The organism is Testudinibacter sp. P27/CKL/0425 (genome assembly GCF_052931395.1).
The window spans coordinates 843,337-859,799 of record NZ_CM128801.1 but is presented as its reverse complement, the minus strand read 5'-3'; the positions used below and the strand labels follow the sequence as shown (position 1 = coordinate 859,799).

Annotated in this window: 14 protein-coding genes and 1 tRNA gene; 4 read left to right on the top strand and 11 right to left on the bottom strand. The window is 49.0% G+C overall.

The genetic code is table 11. The features are described from left to right. Position 1 precedes the first annotated feature (1 nt). The 5 genes from galU to uspA form a co-directional block, all read right to left on the bottom strand. Positions 2–889: a UTP--glucose-1-phosphate uridylyltransferase GalU gene (gene galU / locus ACUHGC_RS04245; RefSeq protein ID WP_446834409.1), complete on the bottom strand. Its 888-nt coding sequence runs from the start codon at positions 887–889 to the stop codon at positions 2–4. Between the two features lie 88 nt (positions 890–977). Further along, complete coding sequence (locus ACUHGC_RS04240) at positions 978–2,345, bottom strand: phosphomannomutase CpsG (protein WP_446834408.1); 1,368 nt, start codon at positions 2,343–2,345, stop codon at positions 978–980. 19 nt (positions 2,346–2,364) lie between these two features. After that, positions 2,365–2,547, bottom strand: coding sequence for a carbon storage regulator CsrA (gene csrA / locus ACUHGC_RS04235; RefSeq protein ID WP_446834407.1), 183 nt, complete (start codon positions 2,545–2,547; stop codon positions 2,365–2,367). A gap of 179 nt (positions 2,548–2,726) precedes the next feature. Then, positions 2,727–5,351 carry an alanine--tRNA ligase gene (alaS, locus tag ACUHGC_RS04230; RefSeq protein WP_446834406.1) on the bottom strand — a complete coding sequence of 875 codons (2,625 nt, stop codon included), beginning with the start codon at positions 5,349–5,351 and terminating at the stop codon, positions 2,727–2,729. A 215-nt stretch (positions 5,352–5,566) separates the two neighbouring features. Further along, positions 5,567–5,998, bottom strand: a complete 432-nt coding sequence (gene uspA, locus ACUHGC_RS04225) for a universal stress protein UspA (RefSeq protein WP_446834405.1) — start codon at positions 5,996–5,998, stop codon at positions 5,567–5,569. A 427-nt stretch (positions 5,999–6,425) separates the two neighbouring features. Between uspA and corA the strand changes: the two genes are divergently transcribed. Next, on the top strand, positions 6,426–7,373 hold the full coding sequence (corA, locus tag ACUHGC_RS04220; protein ID WP_446834404.1) for a magnesium/cobalt transporter CorA: 948 nt from the start codon (positions 6,426–6,428) through the stop codon (positions 7,371–7,373). Positions 7,374–7,495: 122 nt separating this feature from the next. On the opposite strand, the gene ACUHGC_RS04215 is transcribed toward corA, so the two are convergent. The 3 genes from ACUHGC_RS04215 to ACUHGC_RS04205 all read right to left on the bottom strand — a co-directional run bounded on the left by ACUHGC_RS04215 (position 7,496) and on the right by ACUHGC_RS04205 (position 9,506). Next, a tRNA-Ser gene (locus tag ACUHGC_RS04215) sits at positions 7,496–7,585 on the bottom strand. A gap of 100 nt (positions 7,586–7,685) precedes the next feature. Beyond that, positions 7,686–8,975 carry a mechanosensitive ion channel family protein gene (locus ACUHGC_RS04210; RefSeq protein ID WP_446834403.1) on the bottom strand — a complete coding sequence of 430 codons (1,290 nt, stop codon included), beginning with the start codon at positions 8,973–8,975 and terminating at the stop codon, positions 7,686–7,688. 108 nt (positions 8,976–9,083) lie between these two features. After that, complete coding sequence (locus tag ACUHGC_RS04205) at positions 9,084–9,506, bottom strand: hypothetical protein (RefSeq protein WP_446834402.1); 423 nt, start codon at positions 9,504–9,506, stop codon at positions 9,084–9,086. Positions 9,507–9,585: 79 nt separating this feature from the next. On the opposite strand from ACUHGC_RS04205, the gene ACUHGC_RS04200 reads away from it, so the two are divergent. Then, a complete protein-coding gene (locus ACUHGC_RS04200; RefSeq protein ID WP_446834401.1) occupies positions 9,586–10,446 on the top strand; it encodes a LysR family transcriptional regulator in 861 nt (286 codons plus the stop codon). Between the two features lie 13 nt (positions 10,447–10,459). On the opposite strand, the gene ACUHGC_RS04195 is transcribed toward ACUHGC_RS04200, so the two are convergent. Further along, the gene (locus ACUHGC_RS04195) at positions 10,460–11,362 is read right to left on the bottom strand and encodes a LysR substrate-binding domain-containing protein (RefSeq protein ID WP_446834400.1); all 903 of its coding nucleotides are present in this window, start codon (positions 11,360–11,362) and stop codon (positions 10,460–10,462) included. Positions 11,363–11,475: 113 nt separating this feature from the next. On the opposite strand from ACUHGC_RS04195, the gene ACUHGC_RS04190 reads away from it, so the two are divergent. After that, a complete protein-coding gene (locus tag ACUHGC_RS04190) occupies positions 11,476–12,180 on the top strand; it encodes a pirin family protein (protein WP_446834399.1) in 705 nt (234 codons plus the stop codon). A gap of 100 nt (positions 12,181–12,280) precedes the next feature. Here the strand turns inward: ACUHGC_RS04190 and plsB are convergent, their stop codons facing one another. Next, entirely contained in the window at positions 12,281–14,719 is a 2,439-nt protein-coding gene (plsB, locus tag ACUHGC_RS04185) for a glycerol-3-phosphate 1-O-acyltransferase PlsB (RefSeq protein ID WP_446834398.1), read from the bottom strand. A gap of 239 nt (positions 14,720–14,958) precedes the next feature. On the opposite strand from plsB, the gene lexA reads away from it, so the two are divergent. Beyond that, a complete protein-coding gene (gene lexA / locus ACUHGC_RS04180) occupies positions 14,959–15,606 on the top strand; it encodes a transcriptional repressor LexA (protein WP_446834397.1) in 648 nt (215 codons plus the stop codon). Positions 15,607–15,699: 93 nt separating this feature from the next. Here lexA and ACUHGC_RS04175 read toward each other — a convergent pair whose 3' ends face one another. Beyond that, positions 15,700–16,461 carry an energy transducer TonB gene (locus ACUHGC_RS04175; protein WP_446834396.1) on the bottom strand — a complete coding sequence of 254 codons (762 nt, stop codon included), beginning with the start codon at positions 16,459–16,461 and terminating at the stop codon, positions 15,700–15,702. Positions 16,462–16,463: the final 2 nt, after the last annotated feature.

The following is a 16,463-nucleotide window of genomic DNA, read 5'->3' as shown; positions in this document are numbered from 1 at the left end:
GTTAAAGTGTTTTTACCAACTGTTTCAGGAAACGCTTAAATTCATCAGCCAGCTTCGGATGCTGAACGCCGTACTCAACAATCGCTTGCAAATAGCCTTGTTTGTCACCGCAGTCGAAACTTTTGCCGCTCATGTGGAACGCTTCAACCGGCTCTTGCTCGATTAACATATCAATCGCATCAGTCAACTGAATTTCATCACCGACCCCGATCGGCGTTTTTGCCAGCAAGCTCCAGATCGACGCCGAAAACACATAGCGCCCGACCACCGACAGATTAGACGGGGCATCCTGCTGCGACGGTTTTTCGATAATATTTTTAATCACCGCACTTTGCCCGGCAAGCAGATCGCTGCCGCTACAATCAACAATCCCGTAGTTGCTGACCTCTTCTTTAGCCACCGGCGCCACCATAATTTGGCTGTTCTGAGTTTCACTAAAGCGTTGTAGCATCGCCGCCAGATTTTCAGTTTGCTGATCGGCGCTAAATTCCGCCAAAATCACATCCGGCAGCACCACCACAAAAGGTTCGTTGCCGACCAACGGTTTGGCACATAACACCGCGTGCCCCAAGCCTTTAGCATGCCCTTGGCGAACGTGCATAATTGTCACGCCCGGCGGAATAATGGAACGGACTTCCTCTAGCAGTTGGCGCTTCACCCGTTTTTCCAACATGGATTCCAACTCATACGAGGTATCAAAATGGTTTTCAATCGAGTTTTTAGAAGAGTGGGTCACCAATACGATCTCTTTAATCCCCGCATTAACGCACTCACTGACCACATATTGGATTAACGGCTTATCGACAATCGTCAGCATCTCTTTCGGAATGGCCTTGGTCGCCGGCAGCATCCGCGTGCCCAGTCCCGCCACAGGAATAATCGCTTTCATTCAATATCCTTATCTTTGTATTTAGCCGCTGAATAAAATAAAAAACACCGTTTCGGCATTCCCTCAACGGTGTTTATTTTACTGAAAATTACGCGCGAAGTAATGCTAAAATTTCTGCGGTTTTCTCTTCCATCAGCGCTCTATCGCCGCGGGTTTCCAGATTTAGCCGCACCACCGGTTCGGTGTTTGAGCTGCGCAGATTGAAGCGCCAATTCGGATATTCAATGCTGATGCCGTCCATTTCATCGACCGCAATCGCATCTTTCTCATAAAACTTACGCACTCGCGCAATCGCGGTTTTCGCGTCTTCCAGTTTGCTGTTGATTTCGCCCGGCGAAGGATAAGCATTCAAGCGATCGCCGACCAACTGCCCTAAAGTTTTGCCGGTGGTACACAGCAATTCCGCCGCCAACAACCACGGAATCATGCCGCTATCACAATAGAAGAAATCACGGAAATAGTGGTGCGCACTCATTTCTCCGCCATAAATCGCATCGACCGCGCGCATTTTTTCTTTAATAAATGAATGTCCGGATTTGGAGACAACTGCCTCGCCGCCCATCTGCTCTACCAGTTCAACGGTGTTCCACATCAAGCGCGGATCCAAAATAATTTTCGCGCCCGGATTTTTGGCAAGGAATGCCTGCCCCAACAAGCCGACGATGTAGTAGCCTTCAATGAAAGTCGCATTTTCATCAAACAAGAAGCAGCGATCGAAATCACCGTCAAACGCAATCCCCATATCGGCTTTATTCGCCAGCACCGCATCAATCGTATCTTGGCGGTTTTCATGCAGAATTGGGTTAGGAATACCATGCGGGAAATTGCCGTCAGGCTCGTTGTGCACCTTGATAAAACTGACCAGTGGCGCTTTCTCTTTGAAACGCGCTTCCAGCTCGTCAATCACATGGCCCGCCGCGCCGTTGCCGGAGTTGATCACTAGTTTTAACAGTTTATTGAAGTTATCCAAATTGATATAAGTCAGCAAATGATCAACATACTCTTTTAGCACCGACAATTGTTTGTATTCACCGCGTTTCGCCACTTCCGGGAAATTATTTTCTTCCGCCAAACGCTGAATATCGCCCAATCCGCTATCCGAGCTGATCGGACGTGAACCGGCGCGCACGAATTTCAAGCCGTTATAATTCATCGGGTTGTGACTGGCAGTCACTTCAATCCCGCCGTCCACTTGCAAAAATGAAGTGGCAAAATAAACTTCTTCAGTACCGGTTAAGCCTAAATCAATGACATCGACACCGGAATCCAACAGCCCGTTGGTCAACGCACTTTTCAGCTCTTTACTGCTCAAGCGGACATCGCCACCGACTACCACGTTTTTCGGTTGCAAAAATTGCCCGAATGCACGTCCGATACGGTAAACAATATCGGTATTCAGCTCATCACCCAAACGCCCACGGACATCATAGGCTTTAAAACAGGTTAGTTTTGTCATCTACTTAACTCCATTATGATTAATCAATTTTTTTCTCATCTGCGTCTTTAAGCCGCTGATAAATTTCTTCCCGATGCACCGAGACATCTTTTGGAGCATTCACTCCAATTTTGACTTGATTGCCGCGCACACTGAGGACAGAGATGGAAATATCCTCTCCGATTAATAAACTCTCACCGATCTTTCTTGTTAGAATCAGCATATTGCACCTCTTACATCACAAATGGTTTCACTCAGCTGCCATCAAATATTTATTTTTGAAAAATAACCTAGATTGATAATACTTTATTTAATAAAAAAAAGTGAACGAAAAAACCGGAAAATGTGCAGTAGCCCACAAAATAAAGCAGGACATTTGTCCTGCTTGTATTTGAAATGAAATTAAAGCTGGTTTTCTAACCAGGTTTGCGCGCTTGCCAGCGCAGCCACGACATTTTCAACTTGCGTGCCACCTGCCATTGCCAAATCAGGACGTCCGCCGCCCTTACCGCCGACTTGCTGTGCCATCACATTCACCAGCTCACCGGCTTTGACTTTCGAGGTTAAATCCGCAGTCACGCCGACAATCAGGTTTACTTTGCCGTCCGCAACTGAAGCAAACGCAATCACCGCCGAACCCAGCTGATTTTTCAGATCATCGACCATGGTGCGCAGTGATTTCGCTTCGATACCGTCAAGTTGTTGCAACAGCACATTCACACCGTTAATCATCTTGGTCTGTTTCGCCAAATCGCTACCGGCTTGCTGCGCCGCTTTTTCTTTCAGCTGTTGCAGCTCTTTTTCAGCACGTTTATTGCGCTCTTGCAGCTGTTGGATTTTCTCCACCAGACTTGCCGTATCGCCTTTCAGCAACTCCGCACTTTGTTGGAGCACTGCTTGTTGTTGATGCAGCCAGTTGATCGCATTGCCGCCGGTCAGTGCTTCGATTCGGCGAATACCGGAGGCAATCGCGCCTTCAGAAATGATCTTGAATAAGCCGATGTCGCCGGTGCGATTGGCGTGGATTCCGCCACACAATTCGGTCGAGAACTCACCCATCGACAACACCCGCACTTGCTCGCTGTATTTTTCACCGAACAGTGCCATTGCGCCTTTGGCTTTTGCCGCTTCCAGATCCATCACTTCTGTGACGATCGGGTAGTTGGCACGAATTTCACGGTTGACCAGATCTTCAATCTGGTTCAGTTGAGCCTTGCTGATCGCTTCCGGTTGAGCGAAATCAAAACGCAAAATGCTGTCGGAAACCAATGAGCCTTTTTGGTTAACGTGCGTACCCAAAATTTGGCGTAACGCCGCGTGCAGCAAGTGAGTTGCCGAGTGGTTAAGCGACGTTTTGGCACGACGTTGGCTATCTACCACCGCGTTTAGGCTCTGCCCGACCACCAATTCACCTTGCAGCAATTCGCCGATATGTCCGAACACTTTGCCGTATTTTTGCGTGTCTTTGACTTCAAAAACCGCACTTTGACTTTCCAAGCGGCCGCTGTCGCCAATTTGTCCGCCCGATTCGCCATAAAACGGCGTATTTTCCAGCACCACCACCGCACTTTGTCCGGCGGTAATTCGCTCGACCTGTTTGCCGTCATGGAAAAGTGCGGTCACTTTTGCCAAACTTTCAGCCGTGGTATAACCTTCAAAATCGGTTTCACCTTCAACCGCAATCACGTTGCCGTAATCAACGCCGAAGTTGCTCGCCGCTTGCGCTTGTTGACGCTGAGCTTCCATTGCACGATCAAAACCGTCTTGGTCGATCACAATCTCTTTCTCACGACAAATATCGGCGGTCAGGTCATACGGGAAGCCGTAGGTATCGTAAAGTTTAAACACCACTTCGCCGGATAATACCTTATTTTCCACTTGCGCCAGTGCTTCGTCCAACAGCACCAAGCCGCGCTCTAGCGTACGAGCAAACTGTTCTTCTTCTTGGCGCAGCAGTTTTTCGATCAGCGCTTGATTGTCTTTCAGTTCGCTGCCCGCTTCCGCCATCACCTCAATCAAAGTCGGCACTAATTGATAGAAAAACGCCCCTTTCGCGCCGAGCAAATGCCCGTGGCGCACCGCGCGGCGGATAATCCGACGCAATACATAACCCCGACCTTCATTCGACGGAATCACGCCGTCGGCAATCAAATAAGCACAAGAACGAATATGATCGGCAATCACGTTCAGTGATTTATTTTTCAGATCGACAGTGCCGGTGATGTCGGCGGCTTTGCCGACTAAGCGGCGGAAAATATCAATATCGTAATTGGAGTTAACGTGTTGCAACACCGCAGTGATCCGCTCTAAGCCCATGCCGGTGTCGACCGACGGTTTCGGCAACGGCAACATTGTGCCGTCCGCTTGGCGGTTAAACTGCATGAATACCACGTTCCAAATCTCAATATAACGGTCGCCGTCTTCCTCGGCAGATCCCGGCGGGCCGCCCCAGATATGATCGCCGTGATCGTAGAAAATTTCGGTACACGGACCGCACGGACCGGTATCGCCCATTTGCCAGAAGTTATCCGAGGCATACGGCGCACCTTTATTATCACCAATGCGCACAATGCGTTCCGCCGGCACACCGACCGTTTGGTTCCAGATTTCGTAGGCTTCCTGATCGGTTTCATACACCGTGACCCACAATTTTTCTTTCGGCAGGTTCAGCCATTGAGGAGAGGTCAAAAATTCCCATGCAAATTGAATCGCATCCGGTTTGAAATAGTCGCCAAAGCTGAAATTACCCAGCATTTCAAAGAACGTGTGATGACGGGCGGTGTAACCGACATTTTCCAAATCGTTATGTTTGCCGCCGGCACGCACGCAGCGCTGTGCGGTGGTGGCGCGTTTGTAGCTGCGCTGATCTTGCCCCAAAAAAACTTCTTTAAATTGGTTCATGCCCGCGTTGGTAAAAAGCAGGGTCGGATCATTTTCCGGCACCAGCGAACTGCTGGCAACGATTTGGTGCCCTTTGGTTTCAAAAAAACGCAAAAAATCGCGTCTGATATCTGCTGTTGTTTTCATTAATCTCTAATCCTTTGCGATCACAACGTGATGGTTTATCTTATTTAAAAACGGTCTATTTTCGCATAAAAAATAGGCGTGGGGAATGGCTTTCTCGCGGGTTTAAGTGCGGTTGCGGGCAAATTCTGCGGTTATTTCAAACGAACAAAACCGCACTTTGGCTATTTTTAAGCAAAGTGCGGTCGAAAGGACAAACTGCCGAAAGTTAAAAACGCTTATTCGTCTTCATCTTTCAACGGCACCACCAGCATATCGATGGTGATCGAATTCATCACTTGGCGGGTTGAGGAGATCAATTTGCTCCAGAAATCTTGGTGATGTCCGGTCACCAACAAATCCGCTTCGTATTTGCCGATAGCTTCTTTCAATACTTGCTCCAAATCACCGGTGCCGCTCAATTTTTCGGTGACCGGATAGTCAACCGATAACGCCAGTTTATTCAGTGCTTCTTGTGTTTCCACCGAAATCCGATCTTGCATGGTTGCCATATTAATATCAATCAGTCCGGTATAGAGATCGGAAAAGTTGACATCAACATGGATCAGCGACAATTTTGCCTGGTGCCGCTTGGCAATATCCACTGCTTTGTTCAGTAAAACCGGACTGTCTTCGGAGAGATCGACGGCTACCAAAATGTGTTTATACATAATTGCCTCCTTGTATTACTTATCAGATAACTAAATGTTTCGTATCAAAAATACTCTCGAATCTGACTAAATAATAACACTACACAACACAAAAGAGCTTGTGCCAGATCACAAATTATTATTTTCGTTATAAAAAAATCTCGGCAAGCAAAGCCTCACGAATCCGATTGTCAGGTGACATATAACTTGACCTTTAAAACCCGAAAGCGTAATATTCGCACGATTTAATAATATGAGGACACTCACTTTGGACAGCCATAGTCGATACTGGTTTAATTGTTACGCTTGATGCCCGCCCTCATTCTCTTTGACTTGTCGGCGAACGTATCGCGGATAAGTACTCACTTTTGTTACTTTCCCTGTTTTCACTTACCGGAATCTTAATTTGTTCATTGCGTGTTCATAAACCCATTGGGGAGTATGAAATATGATTGGTGCTTTTGCATTGGACAACGCCCGCTTGGTTCGAATTGACGAAACCAGCCAAAATTTAGACACCGCCATTTGGATCGATCTGATCGATCCGAGCAGCGAAGAACGTGAAGTTCTGCAACAAGGTTTGGGGCAAAGCCTCGCTAGTTATTTAGAGTTGGAAGATTTGGAAGCGTCCGCGCGTTTTTTCGAAGACGAGGACGGATTGCACCTGCACTCTTTCTTTTATTGCGAAGACGAAGATGACTACGCTGCGATTTCTACTGTAGCGTTTACCTTGCGTGACGGACGACTATTCACTCTGCGTGATCGAGAACTGCCGGCTTTTCGACTGTATCGAATGCGTTCGAGGATTCAAAAACTCGAAGCCTGTAATGCCTATGAGTTGCTGCTTGATCTGTTTGAAACCAAAATCGAACAGTTGGCGGACGTGATCGAAAACATTTACGCCGATTTGGAGAAATTGAGTCGGGTGATTTTAGAAGGAAAACAAGGCGAAGCGTTCGACCAAGCGCTTTCCACTCTGACCGAACAAGAAGACGCCAGTTCCAAAGTGCGGTTATGTTTGATGGATACCCAGCGTGCGCTGAGTTTTTTAGTGCGCAAAACCCGCTTACCGGCAAGCCAGTTGGAACAGGCGCGTGAAGTGCTGCGCGACATCGAATCCCTACAGCCGCACAATGAATCGTTGTTCCAAAAAGTGAACTTCTTAATGCAGGCGGCAATGGGTTTTATCAATATCGAACAGAACCGAATCATCAAAATCTTCTCGGTTGTGTCGGTGATTTTCCTACCGCCAACATTGGTGGCGTCCAACTACGGCATGAACTTTAAAGAGATGCCGGAACTCGGCTTCACTTTCGGTTACCCAATGGCGCTCGGCTTAATGCTGCTGGCTGCGTTTGCACCGTATATTTATTTCAAACGTAAAGGCTGGCTATAATGCAAAATTGCCGATAACTCAAACGAACCGTGCTGCAAAGTGCGGTTTTTTTGTACCTGAAAATCGACTAAAAATGGATTGCGCCGCAAGGCGAGAATACTAAAAAGGGAATTGAGAAATAATGGCGGTGAGAGAGGGATTCGAACCCTCGATGCACTTTCGCGCATACACACTTTCCAGGCGTGCTCCTTCAGCCTCTCGGACATCTCACCGTGATGAATTTGAATGCTGACAGGGCGCAAACTATAGGGATTTATCGCCCTGCCGTCAAGTATTTTTTGACAATTCCGCCGATAGTTGGCGATTAATAACTCACTTGGCTTTTTTCGCCACCGGCAGATTTCGCTCTTCCGCCGCTTTCGCGCCTAGCCCGCCGATGCCCTGCATATCATAGCCGCTTGGCGCTTGATACACCCGCAAATTAAATTCGCCGACAACCGCAAAAATATGATCAAACAGATCGGCTTGGATATTCTCATACTCCGACCAAACCACCGTATTGGTGAAGCAATAAATTTCAATCGGAATCCCTTTATCCACTGCGTCCAACTGGCGCACCATTAAGGTCATATCTTTGCGAATATGTTGATTATTTTGCAGATATTGCTGCAAATAGGCGCGAAATGTGCCGATATTGGTTAAATGACGTCCGTTCAGATTACTGTTATTGTCAATGTTATGCCGCTCATGAAACTCACGGATCGATTGTTGACGCTGATCCAGATAATCACCGAGCAATCGACTTTGGTGCAGATGGGCAATTTCATTTTGATCTAAGAAATGAACACTGTTGCTGTCGATATACACCGCCCGTTTAATCCGCCGCCCACCGGATTCGCTCATTGCTCGCCAGTTTTTAAACGAGTCGGAAATCAGCGCATAGGTCGGCAAGGTGGTGACCGTGTTGTCCCAGTTGCGCACTTTCACCGTGGTCAGCCCGATATAGATCACGCTACCGTCGGCACTGTATTTCGGCATTTCCAGCCAGTCACCGATATTCAGCATTCGGTTGGCGGAAAGCTGAATACCCGCCACAAAGCCGAGAATCGGATCTTTAAAAATCAACATCAGCACCGCAGTCATCGCCCCTAACCCGCTGAGCAGAATCAACGGCGATTGTCCTAACAGCAGCGAAACCAATAAAATCCCGATACTGATCGAGGCGATCAATTTCACCGTTTGTACCAGCCCGCCCATTGGAAAGTGCGGTGCCAGATTACGGCGCGAAACATAGGCTTGTAGCGTGTCGAGCAAGGCGAATACGCTGAATAGTGCAAAAATCAGATACCAAATTTGGATCAGCGTGATCAGCCCCTCGCGCCAGCCGCTTTCCGGCAGCCAAATCCGCAACTGTGCCGCCAACAAGATCCCTTGCAGCATTTTCGCCACATTATTAAACAGCTTCTGTTCGGCAAGAATATTCAAAAACAGCAGCTTAGACGCTTGAAAACGACTATTTAAGATCCGGAATAAAACATGGTGGATCCCGATATGCAGCAGCAAGGTGGTCAGAATAATCAGCCCGATCATCACCAAATTCACAATAAGATAAGGGTGTGAATAACCTTGTGCAACCAGCCATTGGAACAATTGTTCACGCATAAATTACATTCTCCTTGTCATTATTTGTCTTACTAACATTGTAACATAAGGGAAAATACGTCCAAAACCTTGCCCAAGTGACAGGCAATCCAGTGAACTAAAAATCAGTCAGCACGCCATGATATCGTTTAGCTGTCGATACGCCAGTGTAAGGTCATCCGCTTGAATATAGCGACAAACTGAAAACCCCGCATGGTTAATGCGCTCAATCAATATCGCTTGCTCAGCCGGCGTAATCTGATAAAAAATCAGCGTCATATTCGGTTTAGCTAGGTTTGGATCACAAAGTGCGGTTAGATCACGCTGAAAAAGCGGACTTGCTAAATCATTCGCGCCTAACGCCAGCAACAAATAATCGCTCTGCCGTAGCGTAGCAAAGCTCGCTGTAAAGTTATCACACGGTAACCGCACTTGGCTTATTTGGGTCTTGTTCCAGCGCTGCAATGTCTGTTGTATAAATTCATCTATCACCTGCCGCACTGTGCCACGCTCGGCAGCCATTTCACTGTGTAAAATTAAAAGTCGGCTCATAGTTGTTCCTTATTGAATCCGATGACAAACCGCTATATGCTTGAGTCATTGTGTTCGTTTCTTCTCAGGAAATCAATCCATGGATACCTTAACCAGCATGAATGTCTTTCGGCAAGTAGTCGAACTGGGCAATTTCAGCAAAGCCGCCACGCATCTGAATATTTCACCGGCAATGGCAAGTAAGCACTTACGCCACTTGGAAGATCGGCTACAGGCGAAATTGCTCAATCGTTCCAGTCGTCATTTGAGTTTAACCGAAATCGGACAGAACTATTATCGCGAATGTTGCCATGCATTGGATATTCTGAATGCTGCGCGACAAAGCGCACAACAAGGCGTGGTCAATCCGCAGGGAACGCTGAAAATCACGCTGCCGATTTGGTTGGCAACACCGCACTTTGCCCACCTGTTGCAGCAATATCGCAGCCAATATCCCGATGTGAAACTGTCGTTATACCTTGACAATCAGCATTCGGATTTGATCGCCCAAGGCTTTGATCTGGCGCTGCGGGTTGATCGCAGCCCCGATCCGAATATTATCGTTAAACCGCTCTGCGAGATCCATTTCGACTGGGTCGCCGCACCGCACTTTGTGCGCCAATACGCCGAGCTGGATTTCCAACGGCTGGCGGACTATCCGGCGGTCAGCCCGAATTACACCAGCTTTGAATACCCGGTCAACAGCATTGCTGACAGCAACAACACCTTGATGTTAAAAGAGTTGGTGGTCGCCGGACACGGCATCGGCAACCTGCCGCGCTGTGCGGTTCAAGCCGAACTCGCCGACGGACGCTTGGTCCGGATATTCGAGCAACAAGAATCAAAGGTGCTGAAGCTCTACGCCGCCTATATGAACCGCGAGCATTTGAGCGCGAAGATTCGCACCTTTATTGATTTTCTGGCGGAAAAACTGGCGGATAGCGACTGGCAAAAATACTAAAACGTCAGCTTAGTTACTGATGATCGGCTAATTTATCACTCAAAAAATCCATTAACACCTGCACCCGCTTCGGGCGCAACGGATTCGGCGGCGCCAGCAGATACAGCGAAATCGGCTCAATCTGCCAATCCGGTAACAGTATTTGTAACTGCCCGGCTTGTAAGGCGTGATTGACCATAAATGCCGGCATAATCGCCAGTCCCTGCCCGGCAATCAGCGCCGGTAGAAAGGCTTCGGCATTATTGGCTTGTAGCGTCGGCAACACTTGCTGGGTGAACTTTCCTTGACTGCGATGCGTAAAGCGCCAGCTTACCGCATTTTTGGCGTTATTGTAGATAAAAGTGCTGTGTGAGGCTAAATCGTGCGGATGCCGTAATTCGCCGTGCGTCGCCAAATAACCTGGCGCCCCCACCAGCAAACGCGCGACACTGCAAAGCCGTTTGGCACGATAAGAAGAATCGTCCAGCTTAGCAATCCGCAGTGCAAAATCAAAATGGGCGTCAATCAAATCCTGCTGCTCATCGGCGAACTGCAGATCCAGTTCAATTTCAGGATAGCGCGCGCTAAATTCTGGTAATAATGGTGCGACTTGCAATAAGCCAAACGACATCGGCAGTGCAAACCGCACTTTGCCTTGAAATTGATTCACCTCTGCACGCAATTGCGATTCCAGTGTCACGCCCTGTGCTAACAACGACTTGGCATAATCCTGTACCGCCAATCCACTGGTGGTCAACGTTAATTTACGCGAAGTACGCTGAAACAGGGTGGTATTCATGCGGTTTTCCAAACGTGAAATCGCTTTTGAAACCGTCGCTTGCGACAATTGCAGTGCCGCAGCGGCGGCAGAAAACGAGCCATGCTCCAGCACCTTGGCAAAAATCGCCCAAGCCTCAAAATCCGGAAGTTTAGTCATCCCACTCTCCATTAAACCAATTTTGGAATAGATGTTATTAAATATATTCCATAGTATCAACAATCTTTTTTGACTATACTGCGGACACTCAACGAACAAACTAGGAGTAACTTATGATTGAACGCCGCCCTTACCACACGCTCGGCGCCGCCAACCACGGCTGGCTGGATGCGAAACACCATTTTTCTTTCGCCAACTATCTGGATCGCAACCGAATGCACTGGGGCAACCTGCGTGTTTGGAATGACGACACCATTGCGGCGCAAACCGGCTTTGACACCCACCCGCACAAAGAGATGGAGATCATCACCTATGTGCGCCAAGGCGCGATTTCACACCGTGACAGCTTGGGCAACAACGGCAAAACTGAGGCTGGCGACGTGCAGGTGATGTCTGCCGGTTCGGGAATTTACCATTCCGAATACAACCACGAAAACGAAGCGACAAAAATTTTCCAAATCTGGATTATGCCGACCATGGCAAGCGCACGCCAGGCACCGTCATGGGGAACCCAACCGTTCCCGAAAGGCGATCGTGCCGATAACTTTGTGGTGCTTGCCAGCGGCATTGAAGGCGATGACGCGTTGCCGATTCGCACCGATGCGCGCGTGCTCGGCGCTACGATTAAAGCCGGCAGACAGGTCGAATATCATTTCGCCGACGCCGAACGCTACGGCTATTTAGTGCCGGCACAAGGCGAAGTGGAAATCAACGGCGTGCGGATTGACTGCGGCGACGGCGCGGCAATTCACGGCGAAAGCGTGATTCGCGTAACCGCACTTTCCGATGCCGAAGTGGTGTTGGTGGACACGCAATAACCGCACTTTAGTTTGAATGGCTTTGCTTTGAATGGCTAAAACAAAGCCCGACGCATCATGCGTCGGGCTTGTGTGTTTTTGAAGGCTGCCGCTTTTCGTACTACTCGGCTTTCTCTTTGTCTTTTTCAACCGCACTTTCCACCGAGCTGGAAATAGTCATCGAGACTTCGGTTGACAACAGCGTTTTCAAAATCGCCGCCAAGGCTTCGACTTTGGCGCTGTCGGCTTCGCCCTGCTCGGTGAAATAGCCGTTTTCCCTTAAGCTGGCGATAAAAGTGGAAAACACCGCTTTATCAAAAAATTCCGGCGCATTGATGCCGTGCAGCACCGACAAGCGTTGTGCTACCGACTGGCTCTCTTTTTCCAAGCTGCCGCGCGAAATGTTCGGATCGGTTTGCAGAAAGTTCAGGGTGATATAATAACGCTGTACAATTTCACGAATCCCCGACGACAGCAGCTGCAGTGAACGGATATTGCGCTTGTTGATGCCGACCATGTTGTCATGCTGGTTAATCAACTCTTGGCGTTGCAGCTCGTTTAAAATTTGCTTCACCCACGGCGTCAGCTCGCGTTCATCAATATCCAAAAACAGCTCGGATTTCAGGAACGGATAAATTTTCTGCACCGCATCTAACAACAGGCTCTGCTGAATGGCTTCGTGGTGCAACACAATCGAAGCAACCAGCGACGGCAACACAAACAGATGTTGAATATTGTTGCGGTAGTAAGTCATCAGCACCGCAGAAGAGCGTTCCAAGCGAATAATTTCGCCGAAGTTATCCTTCTCTTGAATAATCCCGACCTTATCCAGCCCCAGAACGTGTTCCAACATCTCTTCCGGCGTTTCCTGCGGCACAATCACATCACGGCTGTACGCCACATTATTCAGCAATTGCTGATAACTGCCCAATTGCGCCAATAACTGCTCGCGCGCCAACGCACGCTGACGCGAGGACAACAGCACCGTGCCAATCAGGTTCATGGCATTAATCGCCGCGGCTTTGTTGATATTGCGCATCACCTGCACCGCCAGTTTGTCCACCGCTTCGTTCAACCAAACTTTGGTTTCATCACCTTCAGTATCCTTCCAGCTTGGATAATGCTGGTTCAGGTAGGTGTTCAAGGTGATCGGCTCACCAAAATTAACATAGCCTTTGCCCATGTTGCGCAGCTTTTTGATCACCCGCAGCACCAGACCGGCATTCTCTTTCTCTTTCGCCGCGCCACGCAGCTCTTTGGCATAAGTGTCCACTTCCAAAACGTGTTCATAGCCGATATACACCGGCACCAGGCTGATCGGGCGGGTGTGCCCTTCCAACAGCGCTTGCAGCGTCATGGATAACATTCCGGTTTTCGGCGCCAATAACCGCCCGGTGCGCGAACGCCCACCTTCGATAAAAAACTCAACCGCGTAGCCGCGACGGAACAGCTCGGACAGATACTGACGGAATACCGTCGAATACAAACGGTTGCTGCTAAAAGTACGGCGAATAAAGAACGCGCCCCAGCGGCGGAACCAGCTGCCGACCGGCCAGAAATTCAGATTGATTCCGGCAGCGATATGCGGCGGAACCAGCCCTTGATGATACAAAATATACGACAGCAATAAGTAGTCGATATGGCTGCGGTGGCATGGGATATACACAATTTCATGCCCCTCGATCGCCAGTTTGCGCACCCGATCGCCGTTGCGCACGTCAATTCCGCGATACAGTTTATTCCACAACCAGCGTAAAAAGCGATCCGCCAGTCGCAGGCTCTCGTGGCTGACGTTGGCGGCGATTTCGTCCAGAATCGCTTCGGCATTTTTAGTGGCTTTGTCTAAATCGATTTTCTTACTTTTTGCTTCGTCGGCAATTGCATCTTGTACCGCACTTGAGTGCAAAATCTCGCGGAACATCGCCTGCCGATCCGGCAAGCGTGGACCGGTTGCCGAAGTGCGTTGTTTGGCGAAGTGAATTTTGCCGACCCGCGTCAGTTTCAGCGCAATTTCATCATCGCTGCCCTGCAAACTTGCCATGTCACGCAGTGACACCGCTTTAGAAAAACGCACAAAGTTATCGCGCCCAAACCACAACATCGCCCACAGTTTTTGCAGGCGCCCTAAAAAGCGCAAGTGCGGTAGCTTGTTCTCATGCCCCGGAGAGCGCCCCCACAACACTGAAACCGGCACCAGCTGCACATCCAATTCCGGGTGGCTACAGTGCAGTTCAAAATATTTGGAAAACAGCGTGCGGGTGTTTTCGGTCAATTGACGCGATTTAAAAAAACGCCGCCCCTTATCCAAAAACACAAAACTCGGCAAGGTATCGCCGTTAATTTTGTTCTGCAACAGCGGATCGGGCAAGCCTAATTGCAGGCAGTTTTTACGCAAAATCAACAAGTCGGTTTGCGAAGTGTAAGGGAGCAAATACAGAAAACATTGTTGCTTATCAAATCCCAACTCGCCGACCGGATCGTTCGGAATAGGATTGCTTTTAACCAAAAGCGACAACATAAAGTTCAATACTTTACGGTAAATATTCAAGAAAGTTGACATGGTTAATCCGATTTAAAATTATCATTATCCTGTGAGTCAAAACCAACCGCCGCAGCAAGCCGCTCAACGGCGGCTGCCTCGGGCGCGGCTTCGAATTTTAGCATAAATTCTGCTGATCGCCTACGCTCGCACACGCCGCCGCGTTAAATCGGCGCGTAACAATTTCAAGAAGTCATTGCATCCGCAGGGATACTGTATATAATAACAGGAAAGCTGTATAAAAAAACAGGAGGCCGGCTATGAAGCCAACCAAAGCGCTTACCCCGCGTCAACAGAAAGTGTATGACTTTGTCCGTTCCCATTTGGAATCCACCGGAATGCCGCCGACTCGCGCCGAAATTGCCAAAGAGTTGGGGTTCCGCTCGCCGAATGCGGCGGAAGAACACTTAAAAGCCCTTGCGCGCAAAGGCGTGATCGAAATTCTTTCCGGCACTTCGCGCGGCATTCGTTTGCTGTTGAATGATGAGGAAAGTGCGCTCCAGGCGGAAAACGACGAGGACGGTTTGCCGTTAATCGGTCGGGTCGCCGCCGGCGCGCCGATTTTGGCGCAGCAACATATTGAAGGCAGTTATAAAGTCGATGCTTCGATGTTTAAACCGCAGGCGCATTTTCTGCTGAAAGTCTATGGAATGTCGATGAAGGATATCGGGATTCTGGACGGCGATATGCTGGCGGTACACCGCACCCAAGATGTGCGCAACGGACAAGTGGTAGTCGCCCGAATTGAAGATGAAGTGACGGTTAAACGCTTGGAGAAAAAAGGCTCGACGGTCTATCTGCACGCCGAAAATGAGGAATTTAAACCGATTGTGGTGGATCTGAAAAGCGAGCAATTAGACATTGAAGGGATTGCGGTCGGGATTATCCGCAATAACGCTTGGATGTAACGCGTATCGGTGCAGACCGCACTTTGTGTTCCGCAACACAATACTTCATAAAAAAACGGTGGAAATCGACAATTCCACCGTTTTTTATTTTCACTAGCTAATGCTGAATTTAATCGGCACACTGACCGTCGCCGACATTCCCGCCGGGCGGGGGCCGATACTGCGGGCGTTTTGCACCGCTTGAATCGCCGCTTTGTCTAAATCCTCACTGCCGGAAGATTTGGCTATTATCGGACTTTGGATGCTGCCGTCGGCATTTAAAGTGAATGAAACCGTCACCACGCCTTGTTTGCGCATCATTTTGGCGCGTTGCGGATAGCGCTTGTTGCGTTCAATTTCGCGTCGCAATTGTGAACGGTAGGCATCAATCACTTTGCCGCCGCTGCCGACAATATTCGGATTATTCACATTCGCCTGTGGTCCGCCTGCGGCGGAATTAACCTGTTGTGGCGAATCCACGTCGCGATCGCCTTTCACTGCGTCACGCGGCGGCTTACGCTCTTTTTTCACCGTTTTTTCTTTCGGCTTTGGTTTTGGTTTCGGCTTCTCTTTTGGTTTTTCCGGCTCTTTTGGCTTCTCAATTTTTTTCGGCTCAGGCTCTACGGTCGGATCCGGAATTTCCTCTTTCGGTTCAGGCTCCGGCTCTTTAATCGGCTCGGGTTCCGGCTCCGGCTCCGCTTGCACCATTGCCATCATCATTTCCATCGAAATGCTGGTATCCACTTCCGCAACCTGCTGCCCGTTGAGGCTTTCTTCCGCCATCGAACGGCTGACGGCAAAGATGATCATCACTGCCAAACCGCCATGCACGATCGATGACAGTAGAAAACCAATGAGTGAATGACGTTTTTTCATCG

Bases quoted from the DNA above. Each gene is read 5' to 3' on its own strand.
- galU (WP_446834409.1), bottom strand. From the start codon at position 889: ATGAAAGCGATTATTCCTGTGGCGGGACTGGGCACGCGGATGCTGCCG.
- ACUHGC_RS04240 (WP_446834408.1), bottom strand. From the start codon at position 2,345: ATGACAAAACTAACCTGTTTTAAAGCCTATGATGTCCGTGGGCGTTTG.
- csrA (WP_446834407.1), bottom strand. From the start codon at position 2,547: ATGCTGATTCTAACAAGAAAGATCGGTGAGAGTTTATTAATCGGAGAG.
- alaS (WP_446834406.1), bottom strand. From the start codon at position 5,351: ATGAAAACAACAGCAGATATCAGACGCGATTTTTTGCGTTTTTTTGAA.
- uspA (WP_446834405.1), bottom strand. From the start codon at position 5,998: ATGTATAAACACATTTTGGTAGCCGTCGATCTCTCCGAAGACAGTCCG.
- corA (WP_446834404.1), top strand. From the start codon at position 6,426: ATGATTGGTGCTTTTGCATTGGACAACGCCCGCTTGGTTCGAATTGAC.
- ACUHGC_RS04210 (WP_446834403.1), bottom strand. From the start codon at position 8,975: ATGCGTGAACAATTGTTCCAATGGCTGGTTGCACAAGGTTATTCACAC.
- ACUHGC_RS04205 (WP_446834402.1), bottom strand. From the start codon at position 9,506: ATGAGCCGACTTTTAATTTTACACAGTGAAATGGCTGCCGAGCGTGGC.
- ACUHGC_RS04200 (WP_446834401.1), top strand. From the start codon at position 9,586: ATGGATACCTTAACCAGCATGAATGTCTTTCGGCAAGTAGTCGAACTG.
- ACUHGC_RS04195 (WP_446834400.1), bottom strand. From the start codon at position 11,362: ATGACTAAACTTCCGGATTTTGAGGCTTGGGCGATTTTTGCCAAGGTG.
- ACUHGC_RS04190 (WP_446834399.1), top strand. From the start codon at position 11,476: ATGATTGAACGCCGCCCTTACCACACGCTCGGCGCCGCCAACCACGGC.
- plsB (WP_446834398.1), bottom strand. From the start codon at position 14,719: ATGTCAACTTTCTTGAATATTTACCGTAAAGTATTGAACTTTATGTTG.
- lexA (WP_446834397.1), top strand. From the start codon at position 14,959: ATGAAGCCAACCAAAGCGCTTACCCCGCGTCAACAGAAAGTGTATGAC.
- ACUHGC_RS04175 (WP_446834396.1), bottom strand. From the start codon at position 16,461: ATGAAAAAACGTCATTCACTCATTGGTTTTCTACTGTCATCGATCGTG.